The sequence below is a fragment of the Spirillospora sp. NPDC052242 genome, from assembly GCF_040679555.1.
Classification (GTDB): Bacteria; Actinomycetota; Actinomycetes; order Streptosporangiales; family Streptosporangiaceae; genus Spirillospora.
In genome coordinates this window covers 136,233-149,353 of record NZ_JBFAUZ010000009.1, presented here as the reverse complement: position 1 = coordinate 149,353, position 13,121 = coordinate 136,233, and the positions used below count along the sequence as shown (strand labels likewise).

General features: G+C 75.8%; 13 protein-coding genes. 4 read left to right on the top strand and 9 right to left on the bottom strand.

The genetic code is table 11. The features are described 5' to 3' along the window. Nucleotides 1–17: 17 nt before the first annotated feature. A complete protein-coding gene (locus AB0L25_RS10155; RefSeq protein WP_075898952.1) occupies nucleotides 18–185 on the bottom strand; it encodes a DUF3117 domain-containing protein in 168 nt (55 codons plus the stop codon). A 307-nt stretch (nucleotides 186–492) separates the two neighbouring features. Here AB0L25_RS10155 and AB0L25_RS10150 point away from each other — a divergent pair, with 307 nt between their 5' ends. Further along, nucleotides 493–1,278 carry an enoyl-CoA hydratase-related protein gene (locus AB0L25_RS10150; protein ID WP_500170502.1) on the top strand — a complete coding sequence of 262 codons (786 nt, stop codon included), beginning with the start codon at nucleotides 493–495 and terminating at the stop codon, nucleotides 1,276–1,278. 16 nt (nucleotides 1,279–1,294) lie between these two features. Here the strand turns inward: AB0L25_RS10150 and AB0L25_RS10145 are convergent, their stop codons facing one another. From AB0L25_RS10145 to AB0L25_RS10130, 4 genes are read right to left on the bottom strand one after another with little or no spacing between them, the layout of a single operon-like run. Further along, entirely contained in the window at nucleotides 1,295–1,942 is a 648-nt protein-coding gene (locus AB0L25_RS10145; RefSeq protein WP_500170501.1) for a response regulator, read from the bottom strand. Next, complete coding sequence (locus tag AB0L25_RS10140; protein ID WP_500170499.1) at nucleotides 1,930–3,228, bottom strand: sensor histidine kinase; 1,299 nt, start codon at nucleotides 3,226–3,228, stop codon at nucleotides 1,930–1,932. Before AB0L25_RS10140 ends, AB0L25_RS10145 begins: the two co-directional genes overlap by 13 nt. 2 nt (nucleotides 3,229–3,230) lie before the next feature. Then, nucleotides 3,231–4,313, bottom strand: a complete 1,083-nt coding sequence (locus tag AB0L25_RS10135) for a glycosyltransferase family 4 protein (protein ID WP_500170497.1) — start codon at nucleotides 4,311–4,313, stop codon at nucleotides 3,231–3,233. Then, nucleotides 4,298–5,599 carry a glycosyltransferase 87 family protein gene (locus AB0L25_RS10130; RefSeq protein ID WP_500170495.1) on the bottom strand — a complete coding sequence of 434 codons (1,302 nt, stop codon included), beginning with the start codon at nucleotides 5,597–5,599 and terminating at the stop codon, nucleotides 4,298–4,300. The genes AB0L25_RS10135 and AB0L25_RS10130 overlap by 16 nt, the downstream gene beginning before the upstream one ends. Nucleotides 5,600–5,772: 173 nt before the next feature. On the opposite strand from AB0L25_RS10130, the gene AB0L25_RS10125 reads away from it, so the two are divergent. Both AB0L25_RS10125 and AB0L25_RS10120 read left to right on the top strand, forming a co-directional pair. Then, a complete protein-coding gene (locus AB0L25_RS10125) occupies nucleotides 5,773–6,537 on the top strand; it encodes an ABC transporter ATP-binding protein (protein WP_500170493.1) in 765 nt (254 codons plus the stop codon). A 5-nt stretch (nucleotides 6,538–6,542) separates the two neighbouring features. Then, nucleotides 6,543–9,104 (top strand): FtsX-like permease family protein, encoded by a 2,562-nt coding sequence (locus AB0L25_RS10120; protein WP_500170491.1) that lies wholly within the window; start codon nucleotides 6,543–6,545, stop codon nucleotides 9,102–9,104. A 12-nt stretch (nucleotides 9,105–9,116) separates the two neighbouring features. On the opposite strand, the gene AB0L25_RS10115 is transcribed toward AB0L25_RS10120, so the two are convergent. Both AB0L25_RS10115 and AB0L25_RS10110 read right to left on the bottom strand, forming a co-directional pair. Further along, a complete protein-coding gene (locus AB0L25_RS10115) occupies nucleotides 9,117–9,692 on the bottom strand; it encodes a DNA-3-methyladenine glycosylase I (protein WP_500170490.1) in 576 nt (191 codons plus the stop codon). Next, nucleotides 9,689–10,138, bottom strand: coding sequence for a hypothetical protein (locus AB0L25_RS10110; protein WP_500170488.1), 450 nt, complete (start codon nucleotides 10,136–10,138; stop codon nucleotides 9,689–9,691). Before AB0L25_RS10110 ends, AB0L25_RS10115 begins: the two co-directional genes overlap by 4 nt. Before the next feature lie 93 nt (nucleotides 10,139–10,231). Here AB0L25_RS10110 and AB0L25_RS10105 point away from each other — a divergent pair, with 93 nt between their 5' ends. Continuing rightward, on the top strand, nucleotides 10,232–10,552 hold the full coding sequence (locus tag AB0L25_RS10105) for a hypothetical protein (protein ID WP_500170487.1): 321 nt from the start codon (nucleotides 10,232–10,234) through the stop codon (nucleotides 10,550–10,552). 1 nt (nucleotide 10,553) lies between these two features. Here AB0L25_RS10105 and AB0L25_RS10100 read toward each other — a convergent pair whose 3' ends face one another. After that, nucleotides 10,554–11,879, bottom strand: coding sequence for an alkaline phosphatase PhoX (locus AB0L25_RS10100; protein WP_500170485.1), 1,326 nt, complete (start codon nucleotides 11,877–11,879; stop codon nucleotides 10,554–10,556). 127 nt (nucleotides 11,880–12,006) lie between these two features. After that, the gene (locus AB0L25_RS10095; RefSeq protein WP_500170483.1) at nucleotides 12,007–13,095 is read right to left on the bottom strand and encodes a S1C family serine protease; all 1,089 of its coding nucleotides are present in this window, start codon (nucleotides 13,093–13,095) and stop codon (nucleotides 12,007–12,009) included. Nucleotides 13,096–13,121 lie beyond the last annotated feature (26 nt).

Below are 13,121 nucleotides of genomic sequence, written 5' to 3'. Positions count from 1 at the left end.
GCCGGGTGCGCGGGGCGTCAGCCCACGACGTCTTTCAGGGCCTCGCCGAGGTCCTTGGCCTCGTCTGCGGAGAGCTCGACAACAAGGCGGCCGCCGCCTTCGAGCGGGACCCGCATGACGATTCCGCGCCCCTCCTTGGTCACTTCGAGCGGACCGTCTCCCGTCCGCGGCTTCATCGCCGCCATGCGTGTATCCCCTTCCTGCGTAGGGCCGCGACCTCGCTCAGCCCGGGCTCAGCGGTGGCCGCACGGCCGCCAGTCGCAACAAGCGTCATCAGTAGTGGTCCATTATCTCGTCTTCTGGGCGCGAAGTGGTAACGATCAGCCACCGGATCGAGCCCGCCGCAGGTCCGGGGCCCTTTTCGGGGAAGGACCCCAAGGTTGCGGGAATGGCGCCGGGACGGCCGTGCGGGCGGGATCGGCCCTTGCCCCGCGGCGTCCGGTTCGTCGATGGTTGCCGGAGAAGATCTACGAAAGAGCTGGAGGGCGCCGAATGTCCGACACCGTGCTGTACGACGTGACCGATGCCGTCGCGACGATCACGCTGAACCGTCCCGACGGGATGAACTCGCTGACGTCGGAGATGAAGGACGCCCTGCGCGGGGCCGTCGAGCGCGCGGCGGCCGACGGCTCGGCCCGCGCGGTGATCCTGACCGGCGCGGGGCGGGCGTTCTGCGCGGGGCAGGACCTGCGCGAGCACGCCGACAACCTCGCCGCCGGACGGGACCTGAACGACACGGTCCGCAAGCAGTACAACCCGATCGTGCTCGGCATCGCGACCATGGGCAAGCCGGTCGTGGCGGCGGTGAACGGCGTCGCGGCGGGCGCGGGCGCCTCGCTGGCGCTGGCGTGCGACCTGGTCGTCGCGTCCGACAAGGCCCGGTTCGCGACCGCGTTCACCGGAATCGGCCTCGCCCCCGACAGCGGCATGTCGTGGACGCTGCCGCGGCTCGTCGGCCGCGCCAAGGCCGCCGAGCTGCTGCTGCTCGGCGAGCCCCTGAAGGCCCCCGAGGCCCTCGAACTGGGCCTGGTCAACCGGGTCGTCCCGGCGGACGAGCTCGCCCCCGCGTCCGTCGAGCTGGCCCGCCGCCTCGCCGCCGGCCCGACCGCCGCGTACGCCGCGGTCAAGGCGGCGCTCGACCACGCGGCGACGCACGACTTGGCGTCCGCGCTCGCGAAGGAGGCCGACCTGCAGGACGAGGCCGTCCGGACGTCCGACCACCGCAACGCCACCGCGGCGTTCCTGAAGAAGGAGCAGCCGACGTTCGAGGGCCGCTAGCCCCGGCCCGCCCGGGTCAGCCGCCGTCGCGCAGGTACGCGAGGACGGCGCGGACGCGGCGGTGGTCGTCGGACGTCTGGTGCAGGTCGAGCTTCCCGAAGATCGACCCGACGTGCTTGACCACCGCCGCCTCGCCGACCACCAGGGCGCGGGCGATCGCGCCGTTGGAGCGTCCCTCCGCCATCAGCGCCAGCACCTCCCGCTCGCGCGCGGTGAGGCGCTCCAGCGGCGAGTGGTCCCGCCGCCGCGCGAGCAGCCGCCGCACCACCTCCGGGTCGATCACGGTGCCGCCCGCGGCGACCCGGTCGAGGGCGTCGACGAACTCGGCGACCTCCCCGACCCGGTCCTTGAGCAGGTAGCCGACCGCCCCGCCCGTCTGCAGGAGGTCGGCGGCGTAGGACTGCTCGACGTACTGCGAGAGGACCAGGATCGGCAGGTCGGGGGTCGCGGCGCGCAGCGCCAGCGCCGCGCGCAGGCCCTCGTCGCGGAAGCCGGGCGGCATCCGGACGTCCGTCAGCACGACGTCCGGGGCGTGCTCGGCGACCGCGGCGGCCAGCGCGGGCGCGTCGGCGACGGCCGCGGCGACCTCGTGCCCGAACCGGCCGAGGATCTGGCCGAGGCCCTCGCGCAGCAGCACCGAGTCCTCGGCGATCACGACTCGCATGGGATCTCCACCCGAAGGATCGTAGGCCCGCCGGGCGGGCTCGACAGCCGCACCGTCCCGTCGTGGACGGCGACACGATCGGCGAGTCCCTGCAGGCCGCTGCCCCCGCCGTCCTCCCGGGCCCCGTGGGCCCCGTGGGCCGCCGCGCCGCCCGTCCCGTCGTCGCGCACCTCGACGTGCAGCGCTTTCCGGTTCCGCCGCACGGTCACCCGGGCGCGGCTCGCCCCGCTGTGCTTGGCGACGTTCGCGAGCGCCTCGGCGACGACGAAGTACGCGGCCGACTCGATCGCCTCCGGCGGCCGTCCGGGCAGGTCGACGTCCACCTCGACCGGGACGGCCGACCGTTCGGCGAGCGACTCCACCGCGGCCCGCAGGCCCCGGTCGGTCAGCACGGACGGGTGGATGCCGCGCACGAGGTCGCGCAGCTCCTCGAGCGCCGCCCGCGCCTCGTCCTGCGCCTTCGCCGCCCACTCCCCGCCGCCGTCGAGCTTCGCCAGGCCCAGCGTCATGATCAGCCCGGTGAGACGCTGCTGCGCGCCGTCGTGCAGGTCCCGTTCGATGCGCCGCCGCTCGGCCTCGAACGCGTCCGCCATCCGCGCCCGGGACGCCCGGACGGCCACGAGCTCCTCCTCCACCGGGCGGACGAGCAGCGCCCGGTCGAGCGCGGCCCGCGCCGCCGCCGCGACCGTCATCGCGTAGAAGCCGAGGAGGACCATCAGCCCCCCGAACACGGCCACCGGCCACGCCTCGCCGCGCGTGTCGACCGTCCCGGCCGTCCCGTACATGATCTGGTCGCCGTTCTCGACCAGCATCGGCGCGCCCGCCTGCACGACGCCGCCCACGAACAGCACGAACGGCGCCATGACGGCCGCCACCGACAGCAGGCCGGCCAGCACCGCGTGGCCCAGCTCCCGCCACGTCGCCGTCTCCCGCAGCCGGAACCGCAGCCAGGGCCGCAGCCCCGCCTCCCGCGGGTCGCGGTGCGGGGACGGCGCCGGGCGCGCGTCGATCAGCCGCAGCCGCCGCCGGTCCACCGCGCCGAGCCCGATCGCCGACAGCGGCACGCACAGCAGCAGGACGATCCCGATCCCGGCGGGGGCGAGGAGCACCCCGACCACCACCAGCACGAGCGCCAGCAGCATCCAGAGGATCCCGGTCACCAGGCCGCTCAGCAGGTAGGCGAGCGACCGCCACGGCCACGACGACAGCAGGAACCGCAGCGGGTTCCCCGCCATCGACCGCCACGGGCTACGCCTGCTCGGACCGCGCATGCTCAGACCGTGCATCCTCAGACCGTAAGCCGCCGGAGCGCCTGGTACGTACGGTCCCAGCTCCACTCGTCCCGCACCCGCGCCCGTCCCTTCTCCCCCATCGCCCCCGGACGGACGAGCAGGTCGACGAGCCGCCCGGCGATCTCGTCGACCGACGCGGGATCCACCACGTAGCCCGTCTCGCCGTGCCGGACGGTCTCCGGCGCGCCGCCCGAGTCGCCCGCGAGCACCGGCAGGCCGGCCGCCGCCGCCTCCAGGAACACGATGCCGAGGCCCTCGGTCTCCAGCCCGAACCGCCGCGACCGGCACGGCATCGCGAACGCGTCGGCGGCCGCGTAGTACGGCGGCAGCTCCGCGTGCGGGACCGGCCCGGCGAACACCACGCCGTCCCCGGCCGCGCGCCGCAGCCGCGCCTCGCGGGGCCCGCCCCCGACGACCAGCAGCGTCGCCCCCGGCACCGCCTCCCGCACCCGCGGCATCGCGCGGATCAGCCGGTCCTGCCCCTTGCGGGCGACGAGCCGCGACACGCTGAGGACGACCGGGCGGCCGCCGAGCCCGAACCTGCGGCGCACGTCCGTCCCGTCCGCGTCGGGGCGGAACACCTCGGCGTCGACGCCGGGCACGAGCCGTTCGAGCCGCGCGCCCGGCCCGAGCGCGGGGGCGATCCGGCGCCGCGTGTACTCGGTGAGGTAGGTGACGACGTCGGCGCGCTCGCCGATCCTCCGCAGGGCGCCCCGCGCGCCCGGCACCCCGGCCCACCACACCTCGTGCCCGTGCGTCGTCGCGACCGACGGCACGCCGAGCCGTCCGGCGAGCAGCCCGAGCGGCGCCGCCGCGCCGAACCACACCCGGTCGCACCCGTGGACGTCGATCAACCCGCGGGCCGTCCGGGCCGTGCGGGCCGTCGGCAGCAGCGTCCGCGCCCGGTCCCGCACCACCGGGAACGGGAGTCCGCGGTCGAACTCCGCGGCGCCCGGCTCGGCCGAGGTGTACACGACGACCTCGTCCGGCGGGAACCGGCGCGCCACCTCGAACACGAACGTCTCGATGCCGCCGCGCCGGGGCGGGAAGTCGTTGGTGACGATCAGGCTGCGAGCCACAGCTCGTCCTCCTTCCGCACGCGGGGCCGCGCGGCGATCCGCGCCCACAGCACGAGCACCGCCGGGTACACGAGGTAGCCCCAGCGGGACGCGGGCATCAGCGCCGTCGCCAGCGCGAGCCCCGCCGCCACCCGCAGCGCCGCCGCCCGCACGTCCGCCGGGGGCCGCACCGCCAGCGAGACCGCCATGGCCGCCGCCGCGAGGACGAGCCCCGCGAGCGCCGCCGCGTGCCCGGCCGTCCCGAGGTCGGCAAGGAGCCGTCCGGGCAGCGGGCTGTCGGCGGGCGACCCGACCCCCGCCAGCCCCATCGGGAACCGCACCGCGTTCTCGACGAACCCCCGCGGGTCGGCGAGCGCCGGACCGGCGACCCCGGCCGCGAGCACCGCCCCGGCCGCCGCGGCGAACCGCCGTCCGCCGGACCGGCGGTGGACGAGCAGGGCCAGGCACACGGCGAGCACCGGCCACGCGGTCGGCTTCATCGCCCCCGCGAGCCCCAGCACGGCCCCGGCGGCCCCCGGATTCCCCCGCGCCGCCAGCGCGAGCCCGAGGCACGCCAGGCCGAGCACCGGCAGGTCGTCCCCGCCGACCGCGAGCGGCAGCGCCACCAGCGGCGACGCCGCGAGCACCGCGAGCGGCCCGAGGGCCGCCCGCCCGCGCAGCAGGAGGGCGGACGCCGCGAACAGCGCGGCGAACGCGACGGCGAACACCACGCGGACGTCCAGTCCGGTCAGCGCCGACGGCAGCCCGAGCAGCGCCATCACGGGCAGGTACGGGTTGTACGCCTCGTAGCCCTCGCCGGCCCCGGGGACGCGGTAGGGCGTGCCGTGGTCGACGAGGTGCGCGGCCGACCGCTCGACGACGCCGACCTCCGGCTGCGCCTGCCCCGTCCCCACGAGCACCACCAACGGCACCACCACCGCCCCCACGAACGCGACCCCCGCGTGCCCCCGGAACGCGCCCGCCACCGCCGCGACCGAGCCGCCCGAGCGCGCCGCAGCGCCCCGGCGAGACCGGAGTCCGGCGCGGGAACCGGCCGCCGTCCGTGGGCCGCCCGAGCGCGGCCCCGCCGCACCGCCTCGGCGATGCCGCAGGCGAGTGCGGGAACCGGACGTCGGGCGGCGGGTGCGGAGGTGGGGGGTGGCGGAGAGGAGGGCGGCGAGGGCGTAGGCCGGGGCCGCCAGGGTGCCCCAGGCGCGGTGCGGGGGGAGGTCGGTGACGGCCGCCGTCGCGGCGGCGAACACCGCGCAGAGGCCGTAGAGGGCGGGTGCGTTGAGCTGCGTTTTCACGCGTTCCAGGCAATCGCGGCGCGGCTCGCGGAACATTGGCGCCAGCCGACGGAACCGGGGTAGGGCCAGGTCTACCTCGGGGCTCCACCTGGGTGGAGCGGGGGGTAACCCCACCATGGGTCCGGGAGTGCGCGCCAGTGCGCCACCGGGCGCGCGGCGGTTGACTCGACGGCATGACGCAGACATCCTCCGCGCCGCCCACCGCGCACACGGGCGAGCACGCGGCCGTGGCGAACGACCTTGTCAAGCGGTACGGGACGGGCGACGGCGCGGTGACGGCGCTGCGCGGGGTCTCGGCGGCGTTCCCGCGCGGCCGGTTCACCGCGATCATGGGGCCGTCCGGGTCGGGGAAGTCGACGTTCCTGCACTGCCTCGCGGGGCTCGACACCGTGACGTCGGGTTCCGTGCGGATCGGCGGCGTGGAGATCACGGGGCTGTCGCGGACGAAGCTGACGCGGCTGCGGCGGGACCGGCTCGGGTTCGTGTTCCAGTCGTTCAACCTGCTGCCGATGCTGACGGCGGAGGAGAACATCCGGCTCACCGGGCGGCTCGGCGGCCGGCGGGCCGACCCCGCGTGGTTCGACACCATCGTGGACGCGCTGGGCCTGCGGGGGCGCCTGGCGCACCGGCCGGGCGAGATGTCGGGCGGCCAGCAGCAGCGGGTCGCGGTGGCGCGGGCGCTGCTGACGCGGCCGGACGTCCTGTTCGCGGACGAGCCGACGGGCAACCTCGACTCCCGTTCGGGCGGCGAGGTGCTCGGGTTCCTGCGGACGGCGGTCGACGCCTACGGGCAGACGGTGATCATGGTGACGCACGATCCGGCGGCGGCCGCGCACGCGGACCGGGTGCTGTTCCTCGCGGACGGCCGGATCGTGCGGGAGCTGGCGGACCCGACGATCGACGGCGTCCACGCGGTGATGCGCCGGATGGAGGGCTGACCGCCATGTGGCTCATCGCGCGGCGCTCGTTCGCGGAGGGGTGGGGACGGCTGGTCGCGACGCTGCTCGCGGGCGTGTTCGCGATCGGGTTGATCGCCGGGTCGCTGCAGTTCGCGCTGCGGGCGCAGGCGGCGGTGTCGGGCAGCGACGCCAGCGAGTTCGCCCGGACGGACGTGGTGGTGCAGGCCGGCGAGTCCGACCCGGGCGACCTGTACGCGACGCCGGACGGGCGGATCGCGCTCGGCGCGGTCGCGGGCCGTCCGGGGGTCGCGGCGGCGGCCGGGGACGCGCGGGTGCCGGTCACCGTGAGCGGGCGGGACGGGGAGCCGGTGCTCCCGCCGGCCGGTGCGGGCACGACGCTGCGCCCGTGGATCGCGGAGCCGTCGCTGAACGCGTACCGGCTGGAGTCGGGGCGGGCGCCCGCGCGGGACGGGGAGGTCGCGGTCACCCGGCACGTCGCGCGGGCCGGGGAGGTCGGCACCGGCGACGCGCTGTCGGTGCTGCTGCCGGACCGGGTCCGGACGATGACGGTCGTCGGGATCGTCACCGTGCAGGGCCGCGACGCGGTCGCGTCCGGCGACCTGGTGCTGGCGCCGCCGGAGACCGTGCGGCGCGCGGCCGGGCTGGAGCCGGGCGTGTGGCAGACGGTCTGGGTCGGCGCCGCGCCCGGCGTCGGGGCCGGTGAGCTGCGCGGGCGGCTGGCCCGCGAGCTGAAGGGCGACGCGACCGTCCGGACGGCGAAGGACGTGCGGGACTCGCATTCGGCGGACCTGCGGTCGACCGGGGTGTCGGTGGGCGGCGCGATCGGGATGCTCGCGTCGGTGGCGGTGTTCGTCGGCCTGTTCGTGGTGGCGAACACGTTCGGCGCGCTCGTCCGGCAGCGGACGCCGCGGCTGGCGCTGCTCGGCGCGATCGGCGCCACCCCGCGGCAGCTGAAGCGGCTGATCCGGCTGGAGGCGCTGGCCGTCGGCGCCGTCGCGTCGCTGGGCGGGCTGCTCGTCGGCTACCCGGTGTCGGCGCTGCTGACCCGGCTGTTCGCCGCGGACGGCTTCGACATCTCCGCCGCGGACGCGCAGGTCGGCTGGGTCGCGCTGGCGGTGCCCGTCGCGGCCGGGCTGCTGGTCACCCAGCTCGCGGCGGGACGGGCGGCGCGGCGGGCCGCCGCGGTGTCGCCGATGCAGGCGCTGCGGGCGGCGAGCACCGGGGCCGAGGGCCGCAGGTGGCCCCGGCTCGTCGGCGCGCTCGCCGTGTTCGCCTGCGCGTGGATGTTCTTCGGGCCCGCGATCGTCGTGCAGTACGAGGAGCCGCCCGGGATGGAGCGGACGATGGGCGTCGCGGTCCTCGTGCTGTTCGGCTCCATGACGACCGTGGCGGCGCTCGCCGTCCTCGCGCCGTTCTTCGTGGGCCCGCTCGGCGGGCTCGTCGGGCGGGTGGGGACGGCCGTGAGCGGGGAGGCGGGGCGGCTCGCCCGCGCCACGATCACCCGCAGCCCGCGCCGGGTGTCGTCCGCCGCGTCGTCGCTCATGCTCGGCGTCGCGCTGGTCGGCGCCACCGCGCTGCTGATGCTGTCGGTGAACGACCGGTTCGGGGAGGCGGGCCGGGAGGTGCTGCGGGCCGACCACGCGATCGCGGCCACCGGTGCCGCGTCCGACCGCGGCGGCGCACTGCCCCGCGACCTCGCCGGACGCCTCGCGGACGTCCCGGGCGTGACGTCCGCGACGGCCCTGACGATGACGAACGCCACGATCGTCGGGGCGTCCGAGCTCACCGTGCCGTACCTCATGGTGACGGGCGCGGAGCAGCGGGACCTGCGCGCGACCCTCGACCTCGGCGGGAGCCTGCGGCCGCTCGGCCCCGGCGAGATCGGGCTGTCCTCGGCGGTCATGGAGGCGCACGGCCTGGACGCGGGCGACCGGCTGGTGCTGCGGGGCGAGGCGGGGCGCGTGGCGCTGACGGTCGCGGGCGCCTACCACGACCCGTCCCACCTGTTCGCCGACCAGGCCCTGGTGGCGCCCGCCGCCATGGACCGGCTCGCCCCCGGCGCGGCGGCGCAGGCGGTGCTGGTGCGCGGCGGCGACCGGGCGGCGCTCGCCCGCGCGGTCGCGGACGTCCCGGGCGCGGAGGTCCTCGACCGGGACGCCTACCTCGACGCGACCGTCGACGGGATGACCAACGGGCTGACGGTCCTGTACGGGTTCATCGGCATGGCGCTGGTCCTCGCGCTGTTCGGGATGGCCACCACCGTGTCGATGAGCGTCGGCGAGCGCACCCGCGAGTTCGGGCTGCTCGGCGCGGTCGGCGCGACGGTGCCGCAGATCCGCACGATCGTCCGGTGGGAGGCCGCCACGGTCGTCCTGCTCGGCAGCCTGCTGGGGATCGGGGCCGCGCTCGGCACGATGGGCGTGCTGCACGCGGTGACGGGCAGCTCGTTCCTGCGGCCGACGGCGCCCTGGTGGCTGTTCGCCCTGATCGTCGCGGGCGCGGCCGTGGTGACGCTGGCGACGTCCGCGCTGCCCGCGCGGCGGGCGTCCGGCGTCCCGGTGCTGGCCGCGACCCGGGCCGAGTGACCCGGGGGCGGCTCAGCGGTGGGCGCCGCGGCGGTGGCAGCCGATCAGGTGGTCGTCGACCAGGCCGCACGCCTGCATGAGCGCGTAGGCGGTGGTGGGCCCGACGAACCGGAACCCGTGCCGCTTCAGCTCCTTCGCGAGCGCCTTCGAGCCGTCGGTGAAGGCGGGCACGTCGGCCGTGTCGGCGTGCCCGGGGGCGTCGGGGTCGGCGTAGCGCCACGCGGTCGCCGCGAGCCCGCCGGGCAGGTCGAGCGCGGCGCGGGCGTTCCCGATCGCCGCCTCGATCTTCGCCCGGTTCCGGACGATCGCCGCGTCCGCGAGCAGCCGCTCCACGTCGTCCGTCCCGAACGCGGCGACCTTCTCGGGGTCGAAGCCGCAGAACGCGGCCCGGAACCCCTCGCGCTTGCGCAGGATCGTCAGCCACGACAGCCCCGACTGGAACGCCTCCAGGCACAGCCGCTCGTAGAGCCCCTGGTCGTCGCGGACGGGACGGCCCCACTCCTCGTCGTGGTAGGCGAGGTAGTCGGGCGGGCCCGCGCCCCACGGGCAGCGGGCGAGTCCGTCGGCACCGGTGATCGCGGTCGTCACGGCCGCTCGTCCTCCTCCTCGGCGTCGACCGCCGTCCGGTCGTCGCGCGGCTCGCCGGCGTCCGGGGGGACGTCGTCGGACGGGAGGGCGTTCGGGCCGGTGCTCTCGCGCAGCCCGTACAGGGCGCCGACCGATTCGCCGCCGCGGAGCCGCAGCTCGGCGTTCTCCCGCCGCAGCGCGTCGATCTCGGCGTCGCGGTCGGCCAGCGCGCGGGCGAGGCGCCGCACGGCCTCGTCGGTCAGGTCGGGCTGGTAGCCCCACAGGGTGCGCGGCAGCCGCAGGTACGCGACGTCGGCCTGGGTGACGGGCCACCCCTCGGCGCCGAGCGTGAGCCGCGGATGGTCGGGGTGCGCCGCCGCGAGCTCCCCGCCCCGGCCCATGGCGAGCAGGACGACCGCGCCCAGCACGGCGACGGCCGCCAGCCCGAGGACGACGAACACGATCATGCTCCGATCAGTCTACGCGGCGGGGCCGCCGGAACATCCGGCCGCCGGGGGCGCGCGATCGTCCCCCGAACAGATCGTGCCACGCTTGGGGGCATGGGGAAGCATGAGCCGGTGACGCTGCTGGAACCGGACGCGCGGGTGCCGGACGGGATCGTGGACGCGGGCACCGCGCCCCCGGCGGGCCGGGTCGCGGACCTGGCCGCCGCCGGGGAGAAGGTGCTGGTCACGCTGGAGACGGACGCGCGGGAGCCCGATCCCGGGCTGCTGGCCGCGGCGTCCGTCTACGCGTGGGCGGGGGCGCGGGCGCTGCGCGTCCCCGCGTCGCAGGCCGCCGCCGTGCGCGACGTCCTGGACATGGTGGCCTCCATCCGGGGGGAGCGGCCCCCGGCGGAGACCCGGCGCGGGCTGGCCTAGGTCAGCCGCGGATCTTGTTCCACGGGCCGGTGATGGCGAACGTCACGCCGGGGCCGCTCTGCCGGTTGGCGTACAGGGTGCGGCCGTCGGGCGAGAACGTCACGCCGCAGAACTCGCTGCCGTTGGCGGCGTTGCGGGCGAACGCGAAGGGCTTGTTGTCCTTCGTGGTGCCGACGAGGTGCTGCGCGCCGTCACCGTCCTCGGCGATGATCACGCCGCCGCCGTAGGGGGAGACGACGATGTTGTCCGGGCCGTCGAACTTCGAGTCGGCCTTGAAGATGAGCTGCAGCTCGAACTCGTTGGTCTTCGGGTCGTACGTCCAGACCTGGCCCTTGTGGTCGCGGGCGGCGCCGTCGGACTTGTAGGCGAAGCTGGCCGTGAACCACGCCTTGCCGTGCCCCCACCAGCAGCCCTCGAGCTTCTGCGTGCGGGTCATCTCGTCGCCGAACTGCTCGCGGATCGGGGTCTGCTTGGCGTACTTGTCCGGGATGGCCTTCCAGCGGACGTGCAGCTTCGTGCCGGGCTCGTCGATGAGCGACAGGTCCGGGACGCCCCGGACGTAGGCGGCCTCGAGACGGCCGCCCTGCATGTACGCGTGGTAGTCGCCGCGGTGGGCGCGGGGACGGAACCGGTAGAACAGGCCGAACGGGCCGGACGCGTCCTCGGTGAGGTACGCGGTGAGGGTGTGCGGGTCGATGCAGACGGCCTCGTGCGCGAAGCGGCCCATCTCCTTCAGCGGCTCCGGCTTGGTGCGGCGGCCGTACGGGTCGACCTCGAACACCCAGCCGTGGCTCTTGGTCTCGCCGTTGAAGCCCTCGGTCTCCTCGCAGGTCAGCCAGGTGCCCCACGGGGTGACGCCGCCGGCGCAGTTCGTGGACGTGCCGGCGAGGCTGACGTACTGCGACTGCAGCTCGTCGCCGTTCTTCAGCAGCATCGTGGTGGTGCCGCCGAACGCCGCCGGGTCGTACACCAGCTCGTCCGGGGCGGTGGGCTTGACGCCGCTGGCGGTCTGCTCGTGGTTGCGGACCACCAGCAGCTCGTTGTTCTTGCCGGTCGGGAACGTTCCCATGGCGTCGTGGCGGCCGGGCACGCGGCCGCCGCCGGAGATCTCGCTGCCCTCGACGGAGATCTCCTTGTAGGAGAAGCCCTGGGGCAGGTCGAGAACGCCCTTGGGGTCGGGGACGAGCGGGCCGTAACCGTAGGCTTCGCCGGCTCCGGTGTCGGCGACCGCGGAGGTCTGGAAAATGGCGTCGAGGCTGCCGGCCATCGCGATGGACATCGCGCCGACGGCGCCGCCCTTCATCACTCCACGACGGGTGACGGACATGAACGCTCCTTAGTGAGGGATCGCGTGAGGGGATCACGCGGGAGCCTTCTCCGCCATGCTGAATCGGAAGTGAACGAGCGGACGCGGATCGGGAAACCCCCAGGACACAGTTGATCCTTTGACGAGATCAGGGCCGGTCGGACGCCGGGAGCTCACCGAGCGTCACCTTCACTTGCCGCTCCGTTCCGTCCGGTTTGCGAAGTTTCACGGTGACGTTCTGTCCCGGTTCCAGGTTCGCCAGCACCGTCGTCAGCGCCGTCTGGTTCGGCGTCGGCGTCCCGTTCACGGCGAGGATCAGGTCCCCCGCCGCGATCCCCGACCCGGCGGCGCCGCCGCCCTCCAGCACCTCCACGACCGCGACCGCCGACTCCCGCCCGCTCTCCGGGTCGACGATCGTCCGGACGACCACGCCGAGCGCCGCCCGTCCGGAGTTCGTCACCTCGCCGCTCCGGATCAGCTGCGGGACGATCCGCTGCACCGTGTCGCTCGGCGTCGCGAACCCGATCCCGTTCGCCGCGCCGCCGATCGACGGGTCGGACGCCGCGGCGGTCGGCACGCCGATCACCTCGCCGGTCAGCGTGACGAGCGCCCCGCCGCTGTTGCCGGGGTTGATCGGCGCGCTCGTCTGGATCGCGTCGGCGATGGTCGAGCCCTGGAAGTCGCCCTCGCCCTGCGTCGACACCGTCCGGTGCAGCGCCGACACGATCCCGTTCGTCACGCTCCCGGCGAGCCCGAGCGGATTGCCCATCGCGAGCACGATCTGCCCGACCTGCGCCTTGCTCGAGTCGGCCCACGCCGCGGGCTTCAGGGACGCGCCGTCCACCTTGACGACGGCGAGGTCGTCCGGCGGGAACGCCCCGACGAGCCGCGCGTCCATCCGCGCGCCGCCGCTCGCGGCCGTCACCCGGATGCGCCGCGCACCCGCGACGACGTGCGCGTTCGTGACGATGTGCCCCTGCCCGTCGAACACGACCCCGGAGCCCTCGCCCCGATCGGTCTCGATCTTCACGACCGAGGGCAGGACGGCGTCGACGATCCGCTGGTACTGCTCCTGCAGGCCCGCCGCCGCGCCCGTCGCCGGGACGGGCGTGCCCGCACCGGCCGGCGCCGCGCTCCCGCCGCCCCCGCCGCCCCCGCTGCCGTCCCCGCCGCCGGTGCACCCCGCGAGCAGCAACCCGCCCGCGACCGCCACCGCGCACGCCTTCACCCTGGTCACGCCGTTCAAGGACCCACCTCCGCAGA